Source organism: Nonomuraea sp. NPDC003754, from assembly GCF_053605785.1.
This window is the reverse complement of record NZ_JBSGJX010000006.1, coordinates 242860-269560: the sequence shown is the minus strand read 5'-3', so window position 1 is coordinate 269560 and position 26701 is coordinate 242860. Positions and strand designations below refer to the sequence as shown.

The 26701-nt window shown below is 71.7% G+C and carries 24 protein-coding genes; 12 read left to right on the top strand and 12 right to left on the bottom strand.

Annotated features, from left to right (window positions below):
• The first annotated feature begins 20 nt into the window (after positions 1-20).
• Both ACWEVS_RS10645 and ACWEVS_RS10640 read left to right on the top strand, forming a co-directional pair.
• Entirely contained in the window at positions 21-1001 is a 981-nt protein-coding gene (locus ACWEVS_RS10645; RefSeq protein WP_452551012.1) for an ATP-binding cassette domain-containing protein, read from the top strand.
• A 79-nt stretch (positions 1002-1080) separates the two neighbouring features.
• Complete coding sequence (locus tag ACWEVS_RS10640; protein WP_354907456.1) at positions 1081-1926, top strand: ABC transporter permease; 846 nt, start codon at positions 1081-1083, stop codon at positions 1924-1926.
• 547 nt (positions 1927-2473) lie between these two features.
• On the opposite strand, the gene ACWEVS_RS10635 is transcribed toward ACWEVS_RS10640, so the two are convergent.
• Positions 2474-2989: a GNAT family N-acetyltransferase gene (locus ACWEVS_RS10635; RefSeq protein ID WP_452551011.1), complete on the bottom strand. Its 516-nt coding sequence runs from the start codon at positions 2987-2989 to the stop codon at positions 2474-2476.
• A gap of 112 nt (positions 2990-3101) precedes the next feature.
• On the opposite strand from ACWEVS_RS10635, the gene ACWEVS_RS10630 reads away from it, so the two are divergent.
• A complete protein-coding gene (locus ACWEVS_RS10630) occupies positions 3102-3374 on the top strand; it encodes a hypothetical protein (protein ID WP_452551009.1) in 273 nt (90 codons plus the stop codon).
• 37 nt (positions 3375-3411) lie between these two features.
• On the opposite strand, the gene ACWEVS_RS10625 is transcribed toward ACWEVS_RS10630, so the two are convergent.
• Positions 3412-4053, bottom strand: a complete 642-nt coding sequence (locus ACWEVS_RS10625; RefSeq protein ID WP_452551007.1) for a hypothetical protein — start codon at positions 4051-4053, stop codon at positions 3412-3414.
• 102 nt (positions 4054-4155) lie between these two features.
• A complete protein-coding gene (locus ACWEVS_RS10620) occupies positions 4156-7743 on the bottom strand; it encodes an AAA family ATPase (RefSeq protein ID WP_452551006.1) in 3588 nt (1195 codons plus the stop codon).
• Positions 7744-7840: 97 nt separating this feature from the next.
• Here ACWEVS_RS10620 and ACWEVS_RS10615 point away from each other — a divergent pair, with 97 nt between their 5' ends.
• Complete coding sequence (locus ACWEVS_RS10615; protein ID WP_452551004.1) at positions 7841-8662, top strand: MOSC domain-containing protein; 822 nt, start codon at positions 7841-7843, stop codon at positions 8660-8662.
• A gap of 190 nt (positions 8663-8852) precedes the next feature.
• On the opposite strand, the gene ACWEVS_RS10610 is transcribed toward ACWEVS_RS10615, so the two are convergent.
• The gene (locus ACWEVS_RS10610) at positions 8853-10814 is read right to left on the bottom strand and encodes an ATP-dependent DNA helicase (RefSeq protein WP_452551002.1); all 1962 of its coding nucleotides are present in this window, start codon (positions 10812-10814) and stop codon (positions 8853-8855) included.
• Positions 10815-11503: 689 nt separating this feature from the next.
• Here ACWEVS_RS10610 and ACWEVS_RS10605 point away from each other — a divergent pair.
• Positions 11504-12661, top strand: a complete 1158-nt coding sequence (locus ACWEVS_RS10605) for a hypothetical protein (protein WP_452551000.1) — start codon at positions 11504-11506, stop codon at positions 12659-12661.
• A gap of 99 nt (positions 12662-12760) precedes the next feature.
• The gene (locus ACWEVS_RS10600; protein WP_452550998.1) at positions 12761-14329 is read left to right on the top strand and encodes a Na+/H+ antiporter; all 1569 of its coding nucleotides are present in this window, start codon (positions 12761-12763) and stop codon (positions 14327-14329) included.
• On the opposite strand, the gene ACWEVS_RS10595 is transcribed toward ACWEVS_RS10600, so the two are convergent.
• Positions 14326-14583, bottom strand: a complete 258-nt coding sequence (locus ACWEVS_RS10595) for a ubiquitin carboxyl-terminal hydrolase 14 (RefSeq protein ID WP_452414031.1) — start codon at positions 14581-14583, stop codon at positions 14326-14328. The two genes, ACWEVS_RS10600 and ACWEVS_RS10595, sit on opposite strands and share 4 nt — an antisense overlap.
• A gap of 208 nt (positions 14584-14791) precedes the next feature.
• Between ACWEVS_RS10595 and ACWEVS_RS10590 the strand changes: the two genes are divergently transcribed.
• Positions 14792-15178, top strand: a complete 387-nt coding sequence (locus tag ACWEVS_RS10590) for a hypothetical protein (RefSeq protein WP_449923954.1) — start codon at positions 14792-14794, stop codon at positions 15176-15178.
• On the opposite strand, the gene ACWEVS_RS10585 is transcribed toward ACWEVS_RS10590, so the two are convergent.
• Positions 15175-16083 carry a DUF3500 domain-containing protein gene (locus tag ACWEVS_RS10585; protein WP_452550996.1) on the bottom strand — a complete coding sequence of 303 codons (909 nt, stop codon included), beginning with the start codon at positions 16081-16083 and terminating at the stop codon, positions 15175-15177. The two genes, ACWEVS_RS10590 and ACWEVS_RS10585, sit on opposite strands and share 4 nt — an antisense overlap.
• Positions 16084-16144: 61 nt before the next feature.
• On the opposite strand from ACWEVS_RS10585, the gene ACWEVS_RS10580 reads away from it, so the two are divergent.
• From ACWEVS_RS10580 to ACWEVS_RS10570, 3 genes are all read left to right on the top strand, one after another.
• The gene (locus ACWEVS_RS10580) at positions 16145-16477 is read left to right on the top strand and encodes a YidH family protein (RefSeq protein ID WP_354907446.1); all 333 of its coding nucleotides are present in this window, start codon (positions 16145-16147) and stop codon (positions 16475-16477) included.
• Between the two features lie 2 nt (positions 16478-16479).
• Positions 16480-16821, top strand: a complete 342-nt coding sequence (locus tag ACWEVS_RS10575) for a DUF202 domain-containing protein (RefSeq protein ID WP_354907445.1) — start codon at positions 16480-16482, stop codon at positions 16819-16821.
• 151 nt (positions 16822-16972) lie between these two features.
• Positions 16973-17284 carry a hypothetical protein gene (locus ACWEVS_RS10570; RefSeq protein WP_449923946.1) on the top strand — a complete coding sequence of 104 codons (312 nt, stop codon included), beginning with the start codon at positions 16973-16975 and terminating at the stop codon, positions 17282-17284.
• A gap of 50 nt (positions 17285-17334) precedes the next feature.
• On the opposite strand, the gene ACWEVS_RS10565 is transcribed toward ACWEVS_RS10570, so the two are convergent.
• From ACWEVS_RS10565 to ACWEVS_RS10545, 5 genes are all read right to left on the bottom strand, one after another.
• Positions 17335-19155 carry an ABC transporter ATP-binding protein gene (locus tag ACWEVS_RS10565; protein ID WP_452550994.1) on the bottom strand — a complete coding sequence of 607 codons (1821 nt, stop codon included), beginning with the start codon at positions 19153-19155 and terminating at the stop codon, positions 17335-17337.
• Entirely contained in the window at positions 19152-20918 is a 1767-nt protein-coding gene (locus ACWEVS_RS10560) for an ABC transporter ATP-binding protein (protein WP_452550993.1), read from the bottom strand. The genes ACWEVS_RS10565 and ACWEVS_RS10560 overlap by 4 nt, the downstream gene beginning before the upstream one ends.
• Positions 20919-20941: 23 nt before the next feature.
• On the bottom strand, positions 20942-21400 hold the full coding sequence (locus tag ACWEVS_RS10555; protein WP_452414025.1) for an anthrone oxygenase family protein: 459 nt from the start codon (positions 21398-21400) through the stop codon (positions 20942-20944).
• 155 nt (positions 21401-21555) lie between these two features.
• Entirely contained in the window at positions 21556-21849 is a 294-nt protein-coding gene (locus tag ACWEVS_RS10550) for a hypothetical protein (RefSeq protein ID WP_452550991.1), read from the bottom strand.
• 101 nt (positions 21850-21950) lie between these two features.
• A complete protein-coding gene (locus ACWEVS_RS10545; RefSeq protein ID WP_452550989.1) occupies positions 21951-22640 on the bottom strand; it encodes a response regulator transcription factor in 690 nt (229 codons plus the stop codon).
• Between the two features lie 101 nt (positions 22641-22741).
• Between ACWEVS_RS10545 and ACWEVS_RS10540 the strand changes: the two genes are divergently transcribed.
• Together ACWEVS_RS10540 and ACWEVS_RS10535 are read left to right on the top strand one after the other, a co-directional pair.
• Positions 22742-24079, top strand: a complete 1338-nt coding sequence (locus ACWEVS_RS10540; protein WP_452550987.1) for a sensor histidine kinase — start codon at positions 22742-22744, stop codon at positions 24077-24079.
• A 21-nt stretch (positions 24080-24100) separates the two neighbouring features.
• Complete coding sequence (locus tag ACWEVS_RS10535) at positions 24101-25522, top strand: pyridoxal phosphate-dependent decarboxylase family protein (RefSeq protein WP_452414018.1); 1422 nt, start codon at positions 24101-24103, stop codon at positions 25520-25522.
• Positions 25523-25525: 3 nt separating this feature from the next.
• Here ACWEVS_RS10535 and ACWEVS_RS10530 read toward each other — a convergent pair whose 3' ends face one another.
• Positions 25526-26641: a ferritin-like domain-containing protein gene (locus tag ACWEVS_RS10530; RefSeq protein ID WP_449927105.1), complete on the bottom strand. Its 1116-nt coding sequence runs from the start codon at positions 26639-26641 to the stop codon at positions 25526-25528.
• Between the last annotated feature and the right edge of the window lie 60 nt (positions 26642-26701).

The following is a 26701-nucleotide window of genomic DNA, read 5'->3' as shown; positions in this document are numbered from 1 at the left end:
CCGACAGAAAGCGACACATCATGACACAGCTAGCCATCGAAACCTCCGGTCTGGTCAAGACCTTCGGCGACAACCGCGCCGTCGACGGTCTTGACCTGGCCGTGCCCGCGGGCATCGTGTACGGCGTGCTCGGCCCCAACGGAGCCGGCAAGACCACCGCCGTTCGCATGCTCGCCACGCTGCTGCGTCCCGACGGCGGCCAGGCCAGGGTCTTCGGCCACGACGTCAGGCGCGAGGCCGACGCCGTCCGCGCCAGGGTGAGCCTGACCGGCCAGTACGCCTCCGTCGACGAGGACCTCACCGGCATGGAGAACCTCGTCCTGCTCGCCCGGCTGCTCGGCCACCGCAAGCCCGCCGCCGGCGACCGGGCGCGCGAGCTGCTGGAGGCGTTCGGCCTCACCGAGGCCGCCGACCGCCTGGTCAAGAACTACTCGGGCGGCATGCGCCGCAGGCTCGACATCGCCGCCAGCATCCTCAACACTCCCGACCTGCTCTTCCTCGACGAGCCCACGACCGGGCTCGACCCGCGCAGCCGCAACCAGGTCTGGGACATCATCCGCGTCGTCGTCGCCCACGGCACCACGGTGCTGCTGACCACCCAGTACCTCGAGGAGGCCGACAGGCTCGCCGGCCGCATCGCGGTGATCGACCACGGCAAGGTCATCGCCGAGGGCACCCCCGGCCGGCTGAAGTCCTCCGTCGGCGCAGGCGCGATCCACGTACGGCTGCGCGACGCCGCCCAGCGCGCCGAGGCCGAGCGGCTGCTGTCGGCGGCGCTCGCCACGCACGTCTATCGCGAGGCCGACCCCGTGGCGCTGACCGCGCGGGTCGCCGGCGACGACGGCGAGCGTGCGGCCGCCGAGCAGGCCTCGCTGGCACTGGGCGAGCTGGCGCGCGCCGGCATCGTCGTCGACGACTTCTCCCTCGGCCAGCCCAGCCTGGACGAGGTCTTCCTCGCCCTCACCGACCGCCCCGCCACCGAGAAGGAGACCGCCGCGTGACCACCGACACCCCCTGTCACCGGCAAGGGGACTGCGGCGTGACCACCGACACCTCCATCACCGACAAGGAGATCGCAGCGTGACCACCGACACCTCCACCAGCACCACCTACGTCCCCGTGGCCGAGACGCTCAGGGCCGTGCTCGCCCCGGCCGCCCGCCCCGACCGGCCGAGCGCGCTGTCGGCGTCGATGACGTTCGGCTGGCGGTCGCTGCTGAAGATCAAGCACGTGCCCGAGCAGCTCTTCGACGTCACCGCGTTCCCGATCATGATGACGTTGATGTTCACGTTCCTGTTCGGTGGCGCGCTCGCCGGCTCGCCAGGGGAGTACCTGCAGTTCCTGCTGCCCGGCATCATGGTGCAGAGCGTGGTGATGATCACGATGTACACCGGCGTCGAGGTCAACAAGGACATCGAGCGAGGCGTTTTCGACCGCTTCAGAACTCTGCCCATGTGGCGGCCCGCCCCCATGGTCGGCTACCTCATGGGCGACATGCTCCGCTACGTACTGGCCTCGACCGTCATCCTCGTCGTCGGCCTGATCCTCGGGTTCCGGCCGGATGGCGGCGTGGCCGGCACCGTCGCGGCGATAGCGGTGCTGGTCGGTTTCTCGTTCGCGTTCTCGTGGTTGTGGACGATGCTCGGCCTGCTCCTGCGCAGCGAGAAGTCGGTGATGGGGTGGAGCATGCTGGTCCTGTTCCCGCTCACCTTCCTCAGCAACGTCTTCGTCGACCCTGCCACGATGCCGGGCTGGCTGCAGGTGTTCGTCGTCCACATCAACCCGATCAGCCACCTGGTGGCGGCGGTCCGCTCCCTGATGGACGGCTCGGCGAACGTCTCCGAGCTGGGCTGGGTGCTGGTGGCGAGCATCCTGCTCGTCGCCGTGTTCGGCACGCTCACCATGCGCCTGTACAACCGCAAGTAGCGGACCTTCCATCACGGCGCAACCCTGTCCCGCACGCGGATCGGACGGGGGAAGGCAGCGACCGCCTTCCCCCGCCCGGTCCACCCACATGCCACCGGCCGCGACAAAGGCGCCCACTGCCCTCCCGCATCCGGTCCGCTTCCGTGCCGGGTCAGCCGCCCTCCCGCATCCGGCCCACTACCGCACCCGGTCCACCGGCCCGCCTCGCGATCGGTCAGCGCGCGGTCTTCCGTGCCACTCGAGTGCTGCGTGTCGGCGAGGAGCGAGGTCCACGTCGTGCGCGCACGACGTGGACCCGTTGTGTCTCGTTGATCACGGCGGGGCGCTTGTCTCCGTGAGCTTGACGGCGCGCCGGCCCGAACGACACGTGCGATGGCATCGATCCCATCCGGTCTGGCGTGGCGAGGTGGACGGCAACCAACCGTCTCACAGAGCTCTCGGCCGATGATCGTGGAATGCCTGCTGCCAGGTGGCTCGGATCGCATACGCGAGGTCCATCGCGCTGATCTGGCGGGTCAGGATCAGCGACCACGCATGAGTGCCCCGCTCAACGACGGCTCGTGGGCGCGTTCGAGGATGCCGTTTCGGACGGCAGGCCGCTGCTCGGCGGATCGAGCGGGGAGCCGACCGGCGGGCTCACGTAGTGGTGAAGCAGGGCCGGCTCACCGGCCGCGTTGAGCCAGGCGGCACGGGTGCTGCCCACCCTGCGCCAACCCGACCGTTCGTAGAACCTGATGGCGGCTGTGCCCTCGGAGGAAACCTGCAGCGTGAGTGGAGCCCGGACGGCGGTGCGCACGAAGCCGAGGAGCTGGGCGGCCACGCCACGGCCGCGGGCGGTCGGGGCGACGAACAGCCGGGTGACCTCCATGTCCCTGCTGAGAGCGACATGGCCGAGCACCGCTTCCGCCTCGACCGCTATCCATGCTCTGAGCAGGCGTTCTGGCGTCAACCAGGCGCCAGGATCGGTGGGCCAGTCCACCGGGTAGCGATCTGCGGCCTGGACCTCGGAGAGGGTCTGTATGCAGGCGTCCATATCTGCGGCGGTTCGGTCGCGGATCTCCACGCGTACAAGGGTAGGAGGTCACGACCTCCCTGAAGCCCCCGCCCGTTCTCGTGAGATCGGACAGCGCCGGCCGCCGCCGGTGCCCGGCCCGTAACTGCCTGCATCGTTCGCGATGAAGCTCGCCGCCGTCTTCCCCGCCGGTCCGCCGCGTGGGTGGACCGTTCGTGATGAAGCCGGCTACCCGTCTTCCCCGCTGGTCGGCGTGGGTGCATCGTTCGCGATGAAGCTCGCCGCCGTCTTCCCCGCCGGTCCGCCGCGTGGGTGGACCGTTCGTGATGAAGCCGGCTACCCGTCTTTCCTGCTGGTCGGCGGCGTGGGTGGACCGTTCGTGATGAAGCTCGCCGCCGTCTTCCCCGCCGTTCCGCCGCGTGGGGGCAAGGCCTGACGAAGCCGCGCACGGCCGGCTGCGTGCGCGTGCCGGGTCACCCGATCCACCGTGGGGTGTACTCGACGTGGAGCTCACGCGCTCTGCCCAGCACGCCGTCCCCTGTGAGCTCGGTGCAGTAATGCGAGTCCCACGGCGCCGCACTGCGATGTCCCGGGCCGTGGCGGACGAGGTCGAAGAAGAGGTCCGCGGTCCCACGGAACGCCTTCGCGCTGCCGACCATGAACAGCGTTTCGGCCTGCACACGCTGGTGGAACACATCGCGGTACTCCCGGTGACGCCGGGCGGCGGCATCGATCCCATCGTCGTCCGCCGGGTCCGGCGGAAGGATGCCCACCCTGCCGACCGCGCCTCGCCCGAGACGTGCGCGCAGCCGTTTCCAAAGATGCGGCTTGAACCGCAGCGAATGGTGGAGCAGCACCAGGTCCAGTGGGCCCTCCCCGGTCAACGGCCCGCCCGAAGGAATCGCGCCGCCGCGGAGTGGCAGGTAGACGATCGAACGTCGCGAGCGCGCGGCCAGCAGCCACAGCATGCCGACGTACCGGGCGGCGCCCGCGTCCATGTTCATCTGCAGATAGTGGTCCTGGTCGACCAGCAGCGCGTGGGTGAGCGGATCGCCCGCGCGGACGATCCGGAACTCCGCCGCTCCCAGCCGGACGTGATGGATGCTGATCCTCATACCGGGATTCTCCGCGACCCTTGACGACCGTCGGGCGACCGCGACACCTCACAACCGCCAGGCGACCGTGACACCTCACAACCGCCAGGCGACCGCGACACTTCACAGCCGCCAGGGGATGTCGCCGCTCGGATCGTAACGGCAGAGGGTTCCCGTGGAGACGGCGGCGCGCAGGTGGGCGGCGAGCTCCGGATGGAGCGTGTCGAGCTTCCGCAGCACGTCGCGGATCCTGGCGCTGACGGTCTTGCGCGCCCGTTCCGCCTCGTCCCCGAGCCTGCGCGAACGCCCGCCGAGCCCCACCGCGGCCCGTAGCTCGGCCAGCAGCGCCTCGCGTTCCCTGTCGAGGTCCGCCGCCCGCGCGTCGTCGCCCATCCGCAGGGCACGCTCGGTCTCCTCGTCGAGCCTGGACAGATGGCGTCGGTAGCGAGCCTTGGCTTCCTCGTCGAGGATCGCGTCGCCGCCCATCCGGCGCGCGGCCACCACCGCCTCGCCGCCCTCAGGGGCGAGCAGCTGTACGGCGGGCAGGTCCGTGCCCGGTCGGCTCAGCAGGTGGTGGAGATCCCGAAGGCCCTTCGCGTCAGGAACGTGCACCCTGCGCCCGCCGAACGACAGGGACCACACCGACCCCTGCCTCCGGAACTCGTACCCGGAATCGGCCTGACCCGCCCTCGCGGACACCCCTGGCCCGTCCGCCGAGGGAGCCGCCGCCCGTGACGGCATCCTGGATGCCTCGTCGCCATCCGGCCCGATCGGCCGGGAAGCCTGCGGGTCGCCTGGCCGAGCCACCCGCGTCTCGGCCACCTGTGCCACCCGGGCGGCTGGGGCGGGGGCGCGCGTGTTGTGCGCCTGCCGTACGCGTTCGACATCGGCCGGGATGTGGCGCATGCCCAGCGTGGCCGCCTCGGCTGTCACCTCGCCGAGCAGCCGCTCGGCGGTCTCCGCGTCGCCGGGGCCGGCGCGGCCGAGCAGTGCGGCGCCGAGCCGCAGGCCGGCCTCCACCGACCAGGGGCGTGCGCGCAGCAGTTCGGCCGCGCGCCGGGCGGCGGTGAAGGCGGCGATCGCCTCGTCCCAGCGCTGTTCGGCCGCCTCCACCAGGCCGTGCCACAGGGTCATGGGGCCGCTGACGTCCCAGCCGTAGAGGGAGACCGCCCACTCGCCCAGATGCGGCCGCAGGAGTCGCCTGGCCTTGGCGCACAGGTAGGGATCACGGGAGGCAGCCGCCACCTCTGCCAGGTGGCGCAGCCACAGCGGGCGGATGAACCCGTCGGCAGGCTCGTCGCCAACCTGTGGCGACGGCGTATGGGCTCGCCCGCGCCGCAGGTCGGTGAGCGTCTCCAGCATGGCCGCGTGGTGGTGATGGTGGCCGGAGCGCAGCCGTTCGAGCACGGGCGCCAGTTCCTCGAACCGGCCCTGGGCCAGCAGCAACGCCCAGCGATGGTGGTCGATCATGTAGCCGTAGTGGGTGTGACCGTGGTCGTCGCCTATCGCGACGACTTCCTCCAGCAGCGACTCGGCCTCGGCGAAGTCGCCGAAGAGGAGCTTGATGATGCTCATGTCGATCGATGTGGACAGGTCGACGTGGGCGTGCTGACTACGTCTGCCCATCGTGACGTAGCGATCGAACTCGTCGAGGAAGCGGGGATCGCCGAGCTCCAGCAGCGCCACCCAGTGGAGGGAGGAGGTGAAGTGCTCCATGTCGGCGTCGCCGCCGCGGCGGGCGAGCTCGCGCAGCTCGGCGGTCAGCTCCACCCGCTGGCCGGCGGTGCCAGGGCCCCAGATCGTGTCGTGCAGCGCCCACAGGCCGAACGTCAGCGCCTCGTCGTCGTCGCTGTTTCTCGCCAGGAAGGTGATGCGCACCGCCAGATCCTGCGCGAGCCGATCGGCCGAGCGCGGATCCACGGGGAGCGGACCGCCCGACGGCGCGGCACCGGATGGCGGCGAGGGCGGTTCCGGCCAGGACGCGTCGCCGCTCGACGGCGCGGCGGACGGCAGAAGGGGGGAGGGCAGCTCTGGAGCGGACAGATCACGGGACGGCGCATCGGCTGACGGCGGACGGGAGACGGGCCGGCCGGCAGCGGGCCCTCCTGCGGAGGGTCGGGTTGCCGAGAACCGATCCGAGGAGGGCTCGGCTGCCGAGGACAGCCCGGCGGCGGCGTCGGCGGCGACGAAAGCGGGGTCGGTGGTGGTGGGCGCGGCGGCGTCGGGCATGAGTTTGCGGTGGGCGTCGCGCAGCAGTTCCACGCTCGTGCGGAGGTCGTGGGGACCGCAGGTGCCGTGGTAGGCCAGCGCGGTGCGGGCCAGCAGGCCGGGATCGTCGAGCCGGCGGGCGGCGGTGATCGTCCGGTCGAAGACCCTCGCGGCCTCCTCCTGCTCGCCGTTGTGGTGAAGGTGGCGGCCGTACTCCAGCCCTGTCTTGATCAGCGACTCGGGCGGCCCCGCCTCGGCCCGCTCCATGGCCCTGCGCCAGTGGGTCATCGACTCGTCCCTGGCCAGGCGGTGCAGCGCCTGCCTTGCCGCGGACACCAGCAGCTCGCACGCCGCCACCGGGTCGAGGGCGTCGCCCGCGAGGTAGGCGTGGCGGGCCAGGTCGCCCGGCAGTGCCTCGTGCGCGTCGCGCAGCGCGTGGACGGTGGCGGCATGCCTGGCCCGCAGGTCCGCCTCGTCGAGCGAGTCGTAGAGCGTCTCCCTGACCAGGTCGTGGGCGAAGGCGAACATGCCGCCCCCCTGCGAGACCACCAGCCGGGCGGCGGCGGCCTGGGTGAGCAGCCGGTCGACGTGGGCGACGGGCTCGGCGGCGACGGCCGCGAGCACCCGCCGGTGGAACGCCCGCCCGAGCACCGCCGCGTCGGTCAGCAACCTGACCACGGTGGCGGGTAGCAACGACAGGCGGCGCCACAGCGTGTCGCGCACGCCCGGCGGGATCGCCGTCACCGAGCCGTTGGTGCGCCACAGCCGGGCGGTCTGCTCGACGAAGAACGGATTGCCGCCCGTGCGCAGGTGGATCTCCTCCACCACGTCGGCGCCGGGCGCGCTGCCGATCGTGCGGGCGACGAGCGCGGCCACCTGCGCCCGGTCGAGGCCGGTGAGCGTGATCACCGTGGCGCGTGACGACAGCGAGCTCAGCTGCGGCCGCAGTGGGTGCTCACCCTGCTCGACCTCGACGTCGCGATAGGTGCCGACCAGCAGGAGCCGTTCGAACCAGGTGTGCTGCGCGGCGAACTCCAGCAGCCGCAACGACGCCCCGTCGGCCCAGTGGAGATCGTCGAGCACGACCACGACGGGACGCGTCTGCGACACCGCGACCAGCGCGGTGGTCACCGCGTCGTAGACCCGGAACGCGTCGCCGCCCTCGCTCGCGCCGCCGTCGCCGAGCAGCGCCGCCAGGCTCCCGTCCGCTGCCTCCTCGACGACGGGCCATTCCGTGGTACGGCGCAGCCCGCGGATGACCTGCACCCACGGCCAGTAGCCGGGCGCGGCCTCGGAGTCCCAGCAGGAACCGCTCAGCACCAGCGCGCCATCATGCCTGGCGCGCTCGGCCGCGCTGGTCACCAGCGTGGTCTTGCCGATGCCCGCCTCGCCCGTCACCAGCACGAGCCCGCCGTGGCTGGCGGTCGTCCTGCTGATCTCGGCACGCAGCAACGCGGCAGGGTGCTCCCTGCCGATGAGTGCCTGGGCGTCGTGCGTTCGCATGGTGTTCAGACGGTAGCGGTTGGTGCCGACAAAACCGCGTTGCGGACCGGCGGAGCGCCAGCTGAGAGAGCGCTCTCTCGCGAGCTACAGTGAGGTGGTGCTGATCACGCAGATCTGTGTATATCCCGTCAAATCCATCACGGGGCGGGCGGTTGACGCGGCGTATGTCCACCCGTGGGGACTGGACGGCGATCGCCGATGGGCCGTGGTCGACCACCAGGGCGACAACCTGTGGCTCGGCGAGTACCCGCGCATGCTGGCCGTCACCGCGCAGGAGCGACCCGGCGGCGGCCTGCTGCTGTCCGCGGACGGCATGCCCGACCTGGCGGTACCGCCCGCGTCCGGGCCGAGTGTCCGCGTGGGCTTCTCGGGGCTCGACAGCGCCGTGCTCGCCGCCGACGCCGCCCACTCCTGGTTCACCGATCTGCTCGGCGTGCCCGCCAGGCTGGTGTGGCTCGACGACCCCGCCCGCCGTTCCGTCGACCCCGCCCACGGCGGGCTGCCCGGCGAGGTGGTGAGCTTCGCGTGGGACGCGCCGCTCCTGCTCACGTCCGCCGCCTCCGCGCGCAGGCTGGACGAATGGATCGAGGACGGCGCGCGCGTGCGGGGCGAGCCGCCACCGGGCCTGCTGTCGCCGCTGCGCTTCAGGCCGAGCGTGATCATCGACGGCGGGGAGCCGTTCGAGGAGGACGGCTGGCGCGAGGTGCGGATCGGCGCGGTCGACTTCCGGGTATCGGAGCTGTGCGACCGGTGCGCGGTGACGGTCATCGATCCGGTCACCCGCGTCAAGGGCAAGGAGCCGCTGCGGACGCTCGCCCGGCACCGCCGGTGGGACGGCAAGACCTGGTTCGGCATCCGCCTGGTCCCGCGCACCAGGGGCGAGATCCACGTCGGCGACCCGGTCACGGCGACCCGGTGATGGCGACCCGATGACGGCGACCCGCGCCGGAGCCACGTGACGGCGGCCCGGGCCCCGGGAGCTCACGTGCCGTCCAGGGGGTCGACATCCCGGTGACCTGCCGCGGCCCAGGCATACCTGGACCGAGGCCGTACGTCGCCACGTAGCGACCGAATCGGCGCCCTGTGCGCCGGAACTCCGGGAGCGGGCCTCAGCCGGTCAGCCGCTTGAGGGCGGTCCGCACCACCGCCGGGTCGCTGGTCCGCCAGAACGGCGGCAGCGAGTTGAGCAGGAACCCGCTGTAGCGCGCCGTCGCCAGCCGCGGGTCGAGGACCGCCACCACGCCCTTGTCGTCCTGCGCCCGCAGCAACCGCCCCGCCCCCTGCGCCAGCAGCAGCGCCGCGTGGGTGGCCGCCACCGCCATGAACCCGTTGCCGCCCTTGGCCATCACGTGCCGCTGCCGTGCCGACGTCAGCGGATCGTCGGGCCGGGGGAACGGCACCCTGTCGATGATCACCAGCCGCAGCGAGGGGCCGGGCACGTCGACGCCCTGCCACAGCGACAGCGTGCCGAACAGGCACGTCGCCTCGTCCTCGGCGAACTGCTTGACCAGCAGCATCGTCGAGTCGTCACCCTGGCACAGCAGCGGCACGTCGAGCCGGTCGCGCAGCGCCTCGGTGGCCGCCTTGGCCGCCCGCATCGAGGAGAACAGCCCGAGCGTGCGCCCACCCGCCGCCTCGATCAGCTCGGCGATCTCGTCGACGTAGGCCTGGGGCAGCCCGTCACGCCCCGGCTGGGGCAGGTGCTTGGCGACGTAGAGGATGCCGGAACGCGGATGGTCGAACGGCGAGCCGACGTCGATGCCCGTCCACCCCTTGTCGCCGAGCCCCCACTGCGCGGCCAGCCCGTCGAAGGTGCCGCCGAGCGCCAGCGTGGCCGAGGTCAGCACCACCGTCCGCTCGCCGAACAGTTTCTCGCGCAGCATCCCGCCCACGCTCAGCGGCGCCACGCGCAGGGTCGCCGGACGCCGGTCAGTGGCGCCGTCGAGCCACACCACCTCGGCCCTGTCGACCTCCGAGGCGTGCCCGTAGGCCTCCAGCATGCGCACGGCGGTGTCGTGCACCTCGTCGAGCGCGGTGAAGGCGGCCTTGCGCTGGCCCGCCTTGTCCGGGTCGTCCTTGTCGGCCCCGCGCGGCCCCAACGCCGTGATGCACCTGGCCGCGCTGTCGCGCACCAGCGCGAGCGTCAGCCCCAGCACCTCGGGCAGGTCGTCGACACGGCCCGGCGGCGCGGCCTCCAGCAGCGCCTTGAGGTCCTCGCCCGCCTCCATCAGCTGGTCGGCGATCGGCTGCTCGATGAGCCGCCCCACCCGTCGTACGGCCAGCGACACCGAGGCCTCCGACAGCTCGTCGGTCACCACCGACGTCACCCTGTCGACCAGCTCGTGCGCCTCGTCGACGACGACGACCTCGTGCTCGGGCAGGATCGACATGCTCTCCATCGCGTCGATGGCCAGCAGCGCGTGGTTGGTCACGACCACGTCGACCTCGCCGGCGCGCGCCTTGGCCAGCTCGGCGAAGCACTCGGCGCCGCTCGGGCAGCGCTGCGCGCCCAGGCACTCCTTGGCGCTGACCGAGAACTGCCGCCACGCCTGCTCGTTCACGCCGGGCACCAGCTCGTCGCGGTCGCCGGTCGTGGTCTCGTCGGCCCACTCCTGGATACGCTGGACCATGCGCCCCGTCGCGCTCACCTCGCGCGGGTCGAACAGCTGGTCCTGCTCCTCCTCCGGCCAGCCCGCCGTCGCCTTGTAGCGGCACAGGTAGTTGCGCCGGCCCTTGAGGATGGCGAACGTCGGCTCGTGCGGCAGCTCCTTGCCGAGCGTCTCGGCCAGGCGGGGCAGGTCGCGGTCGACCAGCTGCCGCTGGAGGGCGATCGTGGCGGTGGAGACGACGACGGGGGAGTCGGACTCCATGGCGTGCCTGATCGACGGCACCAGGTAGGCCAGGGACTTGCCGGTGCCCGTGCCGGCCTGGACGGCGAGGTGCTCCTCGTTGTCGACGGCCTGCTGCACGGCCTTGACCATGGTGATCTGCCCTGGCCTGTCGCTCCCTCCCAGGGCGCCTACGGCGATCGAGAGCAGCTCTTCGACTGGTGGGAGTGTGGAGTCCGGCACGGCAGAAACCGTACCTGGTCGCGGCGACAGAAATGGCAGCCTTCCGGCGAGGGCACGCCGCGCCACCCCGAAGCCGCGCCCCGGGGCCGCGCCGCCCGAAGCCGGTCCCGCCGGCCCGCTCGGTGCCGCCCGAAGCCGGTCCCGCCGGCCCGCTCGGTGCCGCTCGCCCGCCCGTACCGCCCGCCCGTCGCGCCGTTGCCCGACCCGTCGCCACGCCGTCCGAAGTCCCGTCTCGCAGCCGCGTCGGCAGGCCGTGCCGCCGGGCCGTTCCGGGGATCACGGCCAGGCACACGGCCCCGCCGGAGATCGTCTGAAGATCCGCCCAAGCGCCACCTGATCCGCGGCAAAAGGATGGTCACCTCTCCGTACGGAGGTGAACACATCCCGGCGTTCCAGACGCCCGTCCCCTTCGGGCGTGGCACACTTGCGGGCGTAACCCGCCAGGTCAAAGAAGATCTTCTCGCTGTGGCGCCCGGGCTTCACGGCGGGCTGTGGAAAGCCCGGTTCGCTAGGGTTTCGCAAGGTTGAGTGGACGAATAAAGGCTGGTTAAAGCAGTATGTCTGCCATGTCGGAAGTTGTCCCGTTGCCGTCATTCGGTGAAGTCTTCTTCGATGCCCGAGGTCAGGAGCGGTGTCTCCGGGTCACGTGGCACGAGGGCACCCTGGTGCTCAGCCTGTGGCGAGGAGAGATGTGCACCGGCAGTTTCCGGATGCCGATGGACGACGTCGGGCGGCTGCTCGACACCCTCGACGACGGCTACGCCGAGGCCACGGGCGAGCAGCCCGCCGCGGTCGCCCAGCCCGTCGACGAGCCCGCCGAGTACCCGGGGACGGGCCAGTACCACCGCCCGCCGCCGTTCGAGCACGAGCCGCAGCGCCCCCACGACGACCGGCCGACGGCGACCCTGTCGCCCAACGACGTCCTCGTGGCCCGCGGCGCGCCCGCCCAGCCGGACAAGCTCGTCGCCTCCTACGCCGACCACCGCGAGCCCTCCCAGACCCCCCTTCCACCCGACGGCAGGCCTCGCCTGGCCGAGCAGCCCCCGGTGAGCGCCGAACCGATGGCCGCGCAGGGCGGCTACCCGCTGCCCGACTACCAGATGCCCGCCGAGCGCGAAGGCGCCAGGAGTCCGCACTCCACCGACCCGCTGGGTTTCCCGAGGCAGCAGGGCTCGCCGTACTCCACGCACTCCGAGCCGTTCGCGGCGCAGACCACGCAGCCGGACCCCTTCGGCGCCCGCGGAGCGGCGCACAGCACCCAGCAGGACCCGTACGGTGCCCAGGCGGCGGCGCCGCAGCCGGACCCGTACGGTTCCCAGGGAGCGGCGCCGCAGCCGGACCCGTACGGTGCGCAGGGTGCGGGGCCGGGCTCCCAGCAGGACCCGTTCGGCGCCCCGGCGGCGCAGGGCGGCCAGGCGTACGCGTCCGACCCCTACGCGCCGGACCCGTACGCGCAGGCCGCGCGCCAGCCCGCCCAGCCGTCCTACACCGACCCCTTCGCGCCGCCGCCGCGGCGGACGCAGAGCACGCCGGGCGCGGTCGGCCTCGGCACGCCCATGCACGGCATCCCCGGCGCGGGCCGCAGCCGGCCCGCCCCCGCCCCCGAGCCCTACCCGCAGCCCGAGCAGCAGTACGGCCAGCAGGACCAGTACGGCCAGCCGACCTACCAGCAGGGCCCGATGGACCCCGCCGACCCGCTCGGCCTCGGTCCCGACGCCTACCAGAACCAGCAGCCCGACCCGGCCATCCACCGCCCGTACGTGAACGACCCGATGTACGTCACGGGCGAACGGCTCCGCCCCGAGCAGCAGTACCGCGACGACAGGACCGATCACAGGGAGTGGTGACCGGCGGCTCCCGATGTCCCCGGGCTCCGGACGTGTGAGAAACTAGCGGGCGGGTCAGACCCGGTCTGATACGCCCGTTTCTCGGCAACAGGGGGGCTCGTGGACGCGTCAACGGGTCTGTACTGGCTGCTGTTGGCCAGCGGCTCGATCATGGTCGCGTGGGTGGCCAGGCGGCGCGGCTGGCCGGCGCCGCTGCTACTGGTGCTGGTGGGCCTGGCGGTCTCTCCGCTGGTGCCCTCCTACGGGCTGGACGCCGATCTCATCCTCTACGTGTTCCTGCCGCCGCTGCTCTACTCGGCCGCGCTGGACAGCTCGTATCTCAGCCTGCGCGAGAACACGCGGGCGATCGGCCTGCTGTCGGTCGGCCTGGTGCTGTTCACCACGCTGGCCGTCGGCGGTGTCGTCCATCTTATGCTGCCCGACCTGCCGCTGGCCGCCGCCTTCGCGCTGGGGGCGATCGTGGCGCCGCCCGACGCCGTCGCCGCGGTCGCGGTGGGACGGCGGCTCGGCCTGCCGCGCCGGGCCCTGACGATCCTCATCGGCGAGAGCCTGTTCAACGACGCCACCGCGCTGACGGTCTACCGGGTGGCGATCGGCGCCGCGGTGGGTCACGGCCTCAGCCTGCTGGAGGGCTTCGGAGAGTTCCTCTACACGGCGGTCGGCGGCGTGCTGATCGGCCTGGCCGTCGCCGTGGTGTCCGGATGGTTCCTGGAACGGGCGCGCGACCCGCTGGTCGAGAACACGGTGATGCTGCTGATCCCGTTCGGCATCTACCTGGGCGCGGAGTCGGTGCACACGTCGGGCGTGATCGCGGTGGTGATCGTCGGCCTCTACCTCGGCCACCGGATGCACCGCACGGGCGCGGGTACCCGCCTGGTGCTCGACGCGGTGTGGAAGGTCGTCGACTTCATGCTGGAGTCGATCGTCTTCGCGCTGATCGGCCTGCAGCTGGTGCCGGTGCTGAGCGGTCTGGCCGGACGCGGCGTCTGGGAGGTCGCCGGCTACGTCGTGGCCGTCTTCGCGGTGACCGTGCTGGCCAGGTTCGTCTGGGTGTTCCCGGCCACCTATCTGCCGTTGCTGCGCAGCAGGAGCACGCCCAAACCGCCGTGGCAGAACCTCACCGTGGTCGGCTGGGCGGGCATGCGCGGCGTGGTGTCGCTGGCCGCGGCCTTCGCCATCCCCGCCGACTTCCCCGAGCGCGACCTGCTGCTGTTCCTCACTTTCAGCACGGTGATCCTCACCCTGCTCGTGCAGGGGCTGACCTTCCCCGCGCTGATCAAGAAGCTGCGCGTCTCCAGCGAGCGCGAGGCGTACGAGGACAACCTGTCGGAGGCCGCGGCCCAGCAGGCTGCGGTCGAGGCGGGCCTGGCCAGGCTGGAGGAGATCCTCGAGGAGGAGGAGACCAACGAGATCCACACCGAGGTCATCGACATGTTGCGCGCCAAGTCCGAGCGCCGGGCGCTCAACGCGTGGGAGCGGCTGGGCGGCGGCACCGGCTACGGCGGCAGCGAGACGCCGAGCCGCCTCTACCGGCGGCTGCGCAGGGAGATGCTCGCCGCGGAGCGAGAGGTGTTCGTACGGCTCCGCGACGAGCGGCGGCTCGACGACGAGGTGCTCCGGCGCGTGACGGCCGAGCTCGACTTCGAAGAGGCGATTCTGGAGCGCTAGCCCATCTTGTTGTCGAGGAAGCACCACCGCCAGTCCTCGCCCGGCTCGAAGGACTGCATCACCGGGTGACCGGACTGCCGGAAGTGGGCGCTGGCGTGCTTGTTGGGCGAGGAGTCGCAGCAGCCGATGTGGCCGCACTCCAGGCAGCGCCGCAGGTGCACCCACGGTGATCCGATGGTCAGGCACTCCTCGCAGCCCTCCGGGGTGCGCGGCTGCGGGTCGTCGGCGCTGAGAAGATGGTCGCAAATTGCCATGGCAAGAAGCTTATGACCAGTGCATGCGGCCAATTCGGCCGCACCTGTTGATCGCGGGTGGCGGTCGTCGCCGGGCAGGCCGTTCGGCGTCGACACCCCGGTCGCCAGGCCGTGCGGGACGCGCTGCCGGGACCACGTGACGGACGGCCCCTGCTTCGACACTGTCGTGATCACCGCAAGGGGGACGACCGTTGGCTAGGGTCGAGGTATGCGACTCGTGTCCAGCAGGTTCCTGCCCCTTGCCGCTTTCGCCGCGGTCGTCTTCGCCAGCGGGTGCAGCGAGATCAACGCGACGGTCGACAAGGCCCAGGCCTGCCTGGAGGCCCCCAAGATCGTCTCCGAGACCGTCGCCAAGATCAGCGGCCTGGTCAACGATCCCGCCGCGATGGAGAAGGAGCTCGACAACGCCGCGCAGAAGCTCGGCGACGTGGCCGACAAGGCCGCCAACACCACCCTCAAGCAGGCCACCGACGACCTGGCCGCCTCCCTGCGCCGGCTCGACGTCAACAACGTCAACGAGGCTGTCGACGCCGTCCAGAAGGTCGGCAACGACACCGCCGCCTACCTCACCAAGCTGAAGGAAGCCTGCAGTTAGTGCTCGCCGGCCAGGTGGGCGGCCAGCAGTTCGGCGCCGAAGTCGGCGCCGGGCCGCCGGATGACGGTGTGCGCGTGGTTGGCGGCGTTCTGCGTGTTGTCGTACTCGATCAGCAGGCCAGGACCCTGCAGCCGGTAGTAGTGGCCGCCACCCGGCGACAGCGGTCCCGCCCAGGCGAAGGAGAAGGCGGCCGGATCGTGCGTGCCGCGCAGCGAGGGCGCCAGGCGGTCCAGGTAGACGTCGAGCAGGCGGGCCAGCAGGTCGCGGGGGGCGGTGGCGAGCGCGCCGCCCGGCACGCCCAGCGGCTCCAGCGCCGAGGTCACCGCCGACGTGCCGGTCAGGATGTCGGACGGCGCGACGTCCGCGACGACCGCCTGCTCGCGCAACGCGGCGGGCAGCGCCGTCACCAACGCCCTGGCCAGGTCCTCCTCCAGCGGCAGCGGCCGGACCACGGCCGCGTCGCCGTACCGGACGGCATGGGGGTTGGCGCCGAGGAACAGCGGCGCGACCTCCACCCGGCCGCCCGCGACCGTCGCCGTGACCGACACGTGGTGCCCCTCGAAGCGCCAGCCCCAGTGGTCGGCGCCGGGGCTGCCGAAGACGGCCAGATGGTAGTCGTCGCTGTGGCGGCCCCGCCGTCCCTGCTCGTCGAGGTCGAGCACCTCCTCCAGCGCCATGATCGTCACGGCCTGCGCGAAGGCGTGCCGCGACAGCGCCGTGGCCAGCAGCCGGTGCGCCGCCTTGCGCGCCTCGCCGTTCAACCCGAGCAGCGAGACCCCTGGCCTGGGCGCGGGCACGTAGGTCCAGCGCAGGCGTAGCGGGTCGCCGAACGCGTAGGTGGCCGCCTGCCACTGCTCGGTGGTGAGGCAGCCGAGGAACCGGGTCGCGATCTCCGCCATGAGCATGACAACAGGATCGCCTATCCCGGCTTGTCGAGGGGAAATGGGGCCGATTTAGCGTGGTCCCATGAACGGCACCGAGCCCGACCCCCGCTTCACCCTCGCCAACGAGAGGACCTTCCTGACCTGGCTGAGCACGTCGCTCGCGCTGTGCGCGGGCGGCGTGGCGATGGCCGCGGTCTCCGACGACGTCTTCGTGCCGTGGGCGCGTACCGCGCTGTCCGTCCTGCTGGTCCTGCTGGCGGCGCTGGCCGCCGGCATGGCCTACCCGCGCTGGCGCAACATCCAGCGCGCGCTGCGCAACCAGTCGCCGCTGCCGCCGCCCGCCCTGGCCGCCGTCTTCGGGTACGGCGTGGCCGCGGTCGCCGTCGTCGCGCTCGTCCTCATCCTGATGGCCTGAGCATGTCGGCCGAGATCTGGGATCCCGGGCTGCAGAGCGAGCGGACCCGCCTGGCCTGGGTGCGCACCGCCGTCGCCCTGTCCACGGGAGGTCTCGGCGCGGCTGGCCTGGCCGCCCGCGTCGGGCTCGGGCCGCTGTTCGTGGCGGGCTTCGCGCTGGCCGCGCTGTGCGGCGGCATCCTGCTGGCGCGCACCGGCGCCCGCTTCCGCCAGGTCCAGCGCGCCCTGCACAACGGCGACCCGCTCGACGGCCGCGCCGACGCGCTGGTCGCCTGGATCGGCACCCTCTGCGTGGTGGCCGGCTCGGTGTGCTTCGTCGTCACCATGGGCCTGGCCCACCTCTAGATCGCCCAGCGCGGCGTAGGCGGGCACGGCCGGCTCGTCGACGTCCTCCTCGCCTCGGAACCCTTCGGGGCCCTGCCGGCCTCGTCAACGGGTTGCGAGGACGGCAGGAGGAGGCGGACACTCGAAGAAGACCAGCTCGGAGGTGATCCGCGTGCGCGAAGACTATGACGCGCGGGAGACGTGGCCGTTCGAGTGCCAGTGCTGCTGGCATGTCTGGCAGGAGGAGTACACCGTCAGACACGTCACCGACGACCACGGCAACGAAGTCGAGGTGTGGCTGCGAGCGGGCGTGCCCGTCCAGCCCGCCAACTCCGACAAGAGCTGCCCCAAGTGCGGGGCGGTGCAGATCACGACCTTCCCCGCCGGGTACCTGGCCAGACACCCGGAAGCGCCGGTGCCCACCCCGCGTGAGGGCGCCGCGGAGACGCCGCTGAAGTTCACCTGGCGCGCGGCGATCATGTAGGACCCGCTCCCTGGCGCGCGGCGCCGGCGGGCGCCGCGCCCGGGGAGGTCTCAGGCCAGGCTGTCGAGCCAGGCCTGGTGCAGGCCGGCGAAACGGCCCGCGGAGGCGATGAGCGCCTCGGGCGGGCCGTCCTCGACGATCCTGCCGCGCTCCATCACCAGCACCCTGTCGGCGATCTCCACCGTCGACAGGCGGTGCGCGATGATGAGCGCGGTCCGGTCGGCCAGGATGGTGCGCAGGGCCCGCTGCACCATCCGCTCGCTGGGCACGTCCAGCGACGAGGTGGCCTCGTCGAGGATGAGCACCGCCGGGTCGGCGAGGAAGGCACGGGCGAAGGCCACCAGCTGGCGCTGGCCCGCCGACATCCGGCCGCCGCGCTTGCCGACCTCGGTGTCGTAGCCGTCGGGCAGCCCCGAGACGAACTCGTGCGCGCCGATGGCCTTGGCCGCGTCGACGACCTCCTTGGTGGAGGCCTCGGGCCGGCCGAACCGGATGTTGTCCGCGACCGTGCCGGAGAACAGGAAGTTCTCCTGCGTCACCATCACCACGGCCTTGCGCAGGGTGGTCTCGTCCAGCTCGCGCAGGTCGACCCCGTCCAGCAGCACCCGCCCCGCCGTCGGGTCGTAGAAGCGGGAGATCAGCTTGGCCAGGGTCGTCTTGCCCGCGCCCGTCGCGCCGACCAACGCCACGGTCTGACCGGCGGGAACCGTCAGATCGAGGGACGGCATGACGGGCATCTCCGGCACGTACGAGAACGCGGCGGCCTCGAAGCGGACCTGCCCGCGCGCCGCCGCCAGCGGTGCGCCCTTCGGCGGCTCGGGAACCGACGGTTCCTCCTCCAGCACGCCCGACAGCTTCTCCAGCGCCGCGCCCGCCGACTGCAGGGTGTTGTAGAACTGGCTGATCTCCTGCATGGGCTCGTAGAACTGGCGCAGGTAGAGCAGGAAGGCGGCCAGCACGCCGACGGTGACCTCCTCGTGGAACGCCAGCCAGCCGCCGTAGATCAGCACACCGGCGATCGTGAGGTTGCCGATGAGCTTGATGCCCGGCATGAACACCGCGATCAGCTGCATCGCACGGGCGTTGGCGTCACGGTAGTCGGCGTTGAGCCGGCCGAAGATCTCCTGGTTGCGCGGCTCGCGGCGGAAGGCCTGGACGGCCTTGATGCCGGTCATCGACTCCACGAAGTGCACGATGACCAGCGCCACCGTCTCCCTGGTGCGCCGGTAGGTGATCGCCGACTGGCGGCGGAACCACCGGGTGAACAGCAGCAGGAGCGGCAGCGGCACCAGCGCCACCAGGCCCAGGTGCACGTCGAGGATCAGCAGCAGCGCCGCCGTGCCGAACATCGTCAGCACCGCGGTGACCAGGCCGTCGAAGCCGGACTGCAGCAGCTCGGCGATCGCCTCGATGTCGGAGGTGAGCCGGGAGATGACTCGGCCGGAGGTGTACTTCTCGTGGAAGGAGAGCGACAGCCGCTGGAAGTGGTCGAAGACCCTGCGGCGCAGCTCCAGCAGGATGTCCTGGCCGATCCGGCCGGACAGGTTGAGGAAGACCTGCCTGGTCAGCGCCTGGGTGACGGCGGCGGCCAGGATGACCCCGACCACCGTCAGCAGCGTGACCGGACCCTCTCCACGCAGCATCGGCGGGATGCCCGAGTCGATGCCGACCTTCACCAGGTAGGGGATGGCCAGGCCCGCGCCGCTGGAGCAGATGATGATCGCGGTCAGCAGCGCGATCGCCCTGCGGTGCGGCCTCAGCAGGTCGCCCAGCAGGGCGCGCGAGCGGGTGCGCAGCAGCAGGGAGACCTTCTCCGGCAGGTCGTCCTTGTTCTCCGAGGCGACGCCCCGCCAGTCGGTGGTGGCCGTCAACGCAGGGCTCCTTCCTCGGACAGGTCGGCGTCCTGGGCCAGCAGCGAGCGGTACTCGGGCACCTCGGCCAGCAGGTCCTGGTGCCTGCCGACGTGGGTGATCGTGCCGTCACGCAGCAGCGCCACCTTGTCGGCCAGCAGCACCGTCGAGGCGCGGTGCGCGATCACGATGCCGGTCGCCTCGCGCAGCACGTGACGCAGCGCCTCCTCCACCAGAGCCTCGGTCTCCACGTCGAGCGCCGACAGGGTGTCGTCGAGGACGAGGATCTTCGGCTTGGACAGCACGGCTCTGGCCAGGGCCAGGCGCTGCCGCTGCCCGCCCGACAGCGACATGCCCTGCTCGCCGATGCGGGTGTCGAGGCCCCACGGCAGGTCGTGGACGAACGTCGCCTGCGCCACCTCGAGCGCCTCGCGCACCTCCTCGTCGGAGGCGTCGCGGTTGCCGAGCGTGAGGTTCTCGCGCACGCTCATCGAGAACAGCGTGGGCTCCTCGAACGCGGTGGCCACCACCTCCCTCAGCGAGCTCAGCTTCAGGTCGCGCACGTCGTGGCCGTCGATGGTGACCCGTCCCGAGGTGACGTCGATCAGCCGGGGGACCAGCGCGGTGAGCGTCGTCTTGCCCGAACCCGTGGCGCCCACGACGGCCACCGTCTCGCCCGGCCGTACGTCGAGCCGGACGTCGTGGAGCACCGGGCGGTCGGCGCCGGCGAAGCGGAAGCCGACGCCCTCCAGCCGCAGGTGGCCGCGCGGGTGCTCGATCGTCTCGGTGCCGTCCTGGATCGCGGGGACGGTGTCCATGACCTCAAGGACGCGGTCGGCCGAGGTCATCGACTCCTGCGCCATCGCCAGGATGTAGCCGAGGCTCGCGATCGGCCAGACCAGCTGCAGCACCAGCGTGGTGAACGCCACCAGCGAGCCCTGCGAGAGCGAGCCGGACCCCACCGCGAGCGCGCCCAATAACAGGACCAGGGCCAGCGTGAGGTTGGGGATCACCTCGAGGAAGGTGAAGAAGCGCGCCGACAGGCCGACCTTCTCGAGCGAGGTCGCGTGGACCTTGCGCGCGGACTCGTCGAAGGTGTCGAAGACGTGGTGGCGGCGGCCGAATGCCTTGATCGTGCGGATTCCGATCGCCGACTCCTCGACGAGCGTGGCGAGGTCGCCCTGCTCGTCCTGGACCTGGCGGGAGATCGTGATGTACTTCTTCTCGAAGCGCAGCGACACCCAGACGATGGGCACGGCCGAGGCCGCCACCAGCAGCCCGAGCGGCCAGTACATGTTCAGCAGCACGATCGTCACCGTGGTGAGCTGGATGACGTTCATGACCAGGAAGAGCATGCCGAAGCCGAGGAAGCGGCGGATGGTCGACAGGTCCGTCGTGGCGCGCGAGAGCAGCTGGCCCGACTGCCACTCGTTGTGGAAGGCCATCGGCAGGCGCTGCAGATGCTGGTAGAGGTCGTCGCGGATCCTGGTCTCGAGGCCGAGCACGGGACCGGTCTGCGTCCAGCGGCGCAGGAAGATCATCAGAGCCTCGGCGACGCCGACGCCGACCGCCAGCAGGCCCAGCGGGAGCAGGTCCGCGGTCTGCCCGGCGTCGATCACCTCCTTGCCCACCAGGGGGAAGGTGATGCTGGCGGCTATGCCGAGGATGGCGACGAGCCAGATGAAGACCAGCTTGCCGACGTAGGGGCGCAGGTAGGAGCGCATGCGCCACAGGGAGTTGGAAGAGAGCAGGGGACGGCTGGGAATCTTCGTATCGGGAGGCATCTCCTCTAGGTTAAGCCCCGGGATCAAGCCGTTTTCGTGAGTTGGGGCTCCAGCATCGCGCGCACGAGGCAGGCCGTCGCGGCGGTCGACAGGACGGCCCTGACCAGGTTCCACGCCACCCACGGGCCCTCGAACTGCGCTCTCGTGAGGGTTCCCGCGGCGAGGCCGTCGTTGAGCGGGACGTTGACGGCCGAGGTCGTCACGAAACCGACCAGGTAGAGGACCAGCCCCGCCAGTATCCAGAGCGCGGCAGGTCTGGCGCGGCGGTGACGGATCAGTGCCCAGATGGGCAGGACCAGGCCGGCCAGGAAGGGCACGAGGAAGGCGGGGTTGATGATGGCGGCGTTGACGTGGTTCATGACGGCGACGAAGGTACGGTCGCCGGCGGCCGCGAGGCCGGGCATGACCGCGATCGAGAAACCGTAGTACGTGCCGGCGACCAGGCCGGTCGCCAGCGCGGAGAGACCCAGGACGATTCGCATGCCGGTATTCAAGCGGGCCGCCCGTCCGTCTCTCCATCGCTGAGACTCTCACCCGCATGCGCGCCCGTATCACCCGGTGGCCACCCACCGGGGCGCGGCGACGCCCGCGGCCCTCCAGGTGGTGCCTGGAGGGCCGCGGGCGTCCGGCCCCTTCGTCAGAGGGCGGTGAGCTTGCCCAGCCAGGCCCAGCCGCCGCTGTCCAGGTGCAGCCAGTTGCCCGCCTTCGTGCCCGTGGTGACGCCACCTGCGGGGATCCAGTCGACCGCCGCGCAGGTCTTGGCGGGACAGGAGCGGATCGGCGCCCCGCCGGCGCTGGTGACGACGTAGCCGCCGCCGACGTGGCGTCCGCCGTCAACGGCGGCGCCGGCGGCCCCCGCGAGCACGGTTCCAGCCACAGCGGCGGCGGTGATCGTCAGGGCCACGGTCGAAGCAGCGATGAAGGTACGCATATCAACATTCCCCCGAATGTCTCGTTATTGCTGACATCTCAGAGAATGCGGGGAACGGTCATAGGGCGGTGTCATGGCGACGTTAAGGCGCCGCTAAGGCGTCACGGCCCCTCGGGCGGCACCAGCTTCACCCCCACGCCGCGCACGGTGTGCAGGTAGCGCGGGCGCTCCGCGGTCTCGCCGAGCTTGCGGCGCAGCCACGACAGGTGGACGTCGACGGTCCTGTCCGCCCCGCCGTACGGCACCTGCCACACCTCCACCATCAGCTCCCGCTTGGTGACGACCCGGCCGCGCCGGGCGGCCAGGTAGTGCAGCAGGTCGAACTCCCTCGGGCTCAGCTCCAGCGGCACGCCGTCGAGCGTCGCCTCGCGCGCACTCACGTCCACCCGGAGGCCGCCCACCTCGATGCCCTGATCCTCCTCGGCGGGAGCGCCCCCTCGGCGCAGCACCGCCCTGATCCTCGCCTCCAGCTGCTCGGCGCCGAACGGTTTGATCACGTAGTCGTCGGCGCCCGCGTTGAGCGCCTTGACGATCTCCGACTCGGCGTCCCTGGCCGAGGCCACCACGACCGGGGTGGCGCTGACCGCCCGCAGCATCCGCAGCAGCTCGCAGCCGTCGACGTCGGGCAGGCCCAGATCGAGGACCACGACGTCGGGGCGGCTGTCCATCACCTGGTGCAGCCCGCCCATGGCCGTGGGGCTGGAGGAGACCGCGTGGCCGCGCTCGGTCAGCGCCCTGCTCAGCGCCGTCCTGATCGCCGCGTCGTCCTCGATGAGGAGAACATGCACCACGAGGTCACGCTATCCGTGCTTTCGCGGCTTTGACCCGCGCGCGACGGTCTCCATGCCACACCGAGACCCGCACCTGATGGCCGGTCGGTGACCGTGGAAGTGTGCACCTCGGCAGTTTGCGCCCGCGCTCGATCAGGGCCCGCATGACGGCCGCCACCGTGGTCGGCTTCGGCGTCGTCCTGCTCGCCGGAGTCGTGGCACTCTGCCTGGCCCTTCCCGGCCGGGTGCGCGCCCAGCTGGTCGACCGCGCCGACCAGGCCAGCAGGCAGGTCACCCTGCTGGTCGACGACGAGCCCGTCCACGGCCCGATCCCGCCGCAGCACGGCGTGGCGCTCCTGCAGGTCGTGGACGCGGACGGCAGGGTGGTGGCGGCCGGCGAAGCGCTGCGGGGACGGCCGCCGCTGACCACCGCGCGTCCCGCGGCGGGCGACTCCCGGGTGCAGACGCGGGTGTGCGGTGGCGAGCCGCGGTGCCTCATCGTCGTCGGCACCTCCAACCGGTCCACCCCCTACGGCCCGGTCATCGCCTACGCGGCGGTCAGGGAGTCGATCGCCCTGGACGTCCCGCTGATCGCCGGGCTCCTCTCGCTTGCCGCCGCCGTTCTGCTCGCGCTCATGGCCTGGGCCACCTGGGTCGGCGTCGGCAGGGTCCTGGCGCCCGTCGAGCGCATCAGGTCGGGTCTGGAGCAGATCAGCGCCACCGACCTGAGCGACCGCATCGCGGTGCCCGGGACCGGCGACGAGGTGGCCGAGCTGGCCATCACCGTCAACGACACGCTGCAGCGGCTGGAGGACGCGGTCGGCCGGCACCGCCGCTTCGTCTCCGACGCCTCCCACGAGTTGCGCACGCCGCTGACGGCGATGCTGGTCCGGCTGGAGGGCAGGCCCGAGGGAGAGGACGCCGACAGGACCCTGGGCGAGGCGCTCGGTGATGCCCGGCGGCTGTCGGCCATCGTGCAGGACCTGCTGCTCCTGGCGCGTCTCGACGCGGGCGTGCGCCCGCCCGACGAGCTGCTCGACCTGGGCAAGCTGGTGGCCGACGAGGTCGGCAGGCGGCCCTCCCGCCTGCCGTTCACCACCTCCGTCGAGCCGGGCCTGATGGTGCGCGGCAACCGGCTGCGGCTGGACAGGCTGCTGACCAACCTGCTGTCGAACGCCGACAGGTACGGCGAGAGCGCCGTCCACGTCACCGTGGCCCGCGAGGGCCGCGACGCCGTCGTCGAGGTGAGCGACGACGGCCCCGGCATCCCCGCCGACCAGCGCGAGGCCGTCTTCCGGCGCTTCACCAGGCTGGACAGCGCCCGCTCGCGCGACATCGGCGGCACCGGCCTCGGCCTGCCCATCGCCCGCGACATCGCCGTCGCCCACGGCGGCAGCCTGGTGGTCGCCGACAGCGGCCGCGGGGGCGCACGGCTCGTCCTGCGCCTGCCGCTGAGGTGATCCGTCATGCAGAATCCGGCTATGCATGATCCACTGTTCGAGCGGGACGCCGCTCCCGCGGCCCTGGACCTCGTCGCCCGCGCCGCCGGCCCCTTCCTCGGCACCTTGACCGACCGCCCGGTCCACGACCACGCCGCCGACCACCTCATGGACCTCCTCGACGGTCCCCTCCCCGACAGGGGCGAGGGGACGCTGGCGGCCGTCGAGGAACTGCTCGCCGTGGGCACCAGGGCGTCGACACAGACCTCGGGCCCGCGTTTCTTCCACTTCGTCGTCGGCGGCGCCACCCCCGCGGCGCAGGCGGGCGACTGGGTGACCTCGCTGCTCGACCAGGCCGGCGGGCTGCACCTGACCTCGCCGCTGGCGGCGCGGGCGGAGAAGGTGGTGCTGGCGTGGTTGAAGGACCTGTGCGGGCTGCCGGAGCCGTACGGGGGAGTGCTGACGCCGAGCGCGACGTTCGCCAACCTGACCGGGCTGGCCTGCGCGCGGCAGTGGTGGGGCGAACGGCACGGCGCCGACATCGTCTCGCAAGGGCTGGCCGGGCTGCCGCGGATGCCGGTGCTGGCCGGCGGCTACATCCATCCCAGCAGCCGCAAGGCGCTGCAGATCCTCGGCGTGGGCCGCGACGGCGTGACGGTGTGCGCGCGCGACGACGCCGGCCGCGTCGACCTGGCCGCCATGGAACGGGAGCTGGCCGCGCTCGACGGGCCCGCGGTGATCGTCGGCAACGCGGGCGAGGTCAACACCGGCGACTTCGACCCCATCGCCGACCTGGCCGACCTCGCCGAGCGGTACGGCGCGTGGCTGCACGTGGACGGCGCGTTCGGGCTGTTCGCCGCGGCCTCACCACGCCTACGCCACCTCGTGGCGGGCGTCGAACGCGCCCACTCCGTCGCCGCCGACGGCCACAAGTGGCTGAACGTCCCCTACGAGAGCGGCTTCGCCTTCGTCCACGACCAGGACCTGATGTTCAGGGCGTTCGGCGCGTGGGGCGCCCACTACCTGCCCTCCGACGTCAACTACAACAACCTCGGCCCGGAGTCCTCCCGCAGGGCGCGGGCCTTCCCGATCTGGGCGACCCTGCGGGCCTACGGCAGGCAGGGCTACCGGCAGCTCGTCGAGCGCCATCACGACCTGGCCCTGCGCCTGGGAGAGGCCGTGGAGAAGGCGCCCGACCTGGAGCTGCTGGCCCCCGTGACGCTCTGCGTGGTCTGCTTCCGCTACGCGCCGCCGGGCGTGCCCGAGGGCGAGCTGAACGACCTCAACCACCGCATCGGCGAGGAGCTGATCGCCGACGGCCGCTTCTACGCGGGCACGACGACCTACCGGGGGATGACCGCCCTCCGCCCCGCGATCGTGAACTGGCGCACGACGGAGGATGACATCGACGGCCTGGTGCGGGTGCTGAGGGAGGTCATCGCCCGCGTCCACCCGGCCGGATAGGCGTCAGGAGGTCGTGCCCAGGGCGATGGTCTCGGCGACCTCGGCGTGGCGCTCGGCCTCCTCGGCGGCGAAGCGTTCGGCGTCGAGCCTGTCGGCGATGTCCTCGTCCTGCTTCATGAGCGCCTCGAGCGACTGCCCCGCCATCTCCAGTACGCCCATGTCGGCGTAGGCCTGCTGCAGGCGCGGCGACCACAGGCCGATGTCCTTCACGCACGGCACGATCCTGCTGAACAGCAGTGACCTGAACAGCCGCAGGTACTCCGACTCGTCGACGGCCCGCATCGCCTCGGCCACCTCCGCCTGCGACAGGCCGAGCGTCTCCCACGTCTCCCTGCCGCGCAGCCGGTCGCGCATGAGGTAGCAGCCCTCGATGACGAAGTCCTCGCGCTCGCGCAGCTCGCTCTCCGAGAGGTTCTTGTAGTAGTCGCGCAGCGCCATCCGGCCGAAGGCCACGTGCCTGGCCTCGTCCTGCATGACGTAGGCGAGGATCTGCTTGGGCAGCGGCTTGGTGGTGATGTCACGCATGACGCCGAACGCGGCCAGCGCCAGCCCCTCGATCAGCACCTGCATCCCCAGGTACGGCATGTCCCACCGCGAGTCGGTCAGGGTGGAGTCCAGCAGCGACTTGAGGTGCTCGTTGATCGGGTAGGCCAGGCCCACCTTCTCCTGCAGGAATCGCGCGTAGGTCTCGGCGTGCCTGGCCTCGTCCATCGTCTGGGTGGCGGCGTAGAACTTGGAGTCGAGGTCGGGCACCGACTCCACGATGCGCGCCGAGCAGATCATCGCGCCCTGCTCGCCGTGCAGGAACTGGGAGAACTGCCAGGCGGCGCCGTGCCTGCGCACCTCGGCGCGGGTCCTGTCGTCCATCCGCTCCCACAGCGGCGTGCCGTGGATGGCGATGGTGGTGTCCGGGATGCCGAGCACGTCGTACGGATCGACCTCCAGGTCCCAGTCGATCCTCTTCACCGAGTCCCACTGCTTGTCCTTGCCCTTCTGGTACAGGGCGAGCATGCGGTCCCTGCCGTCGTCGTACTCCCAGGTGAAACGGCTGGACCCAGCCATGTCCACGTTCCACGTGGAGAGCTCTGCGGGGATCGTGTAGAGATCGTGCGTCGACATGCGGCCTCCAGGGGGACGTACACCGTACGTATACCTCGAGCGTGGCACGTACGGTGTACG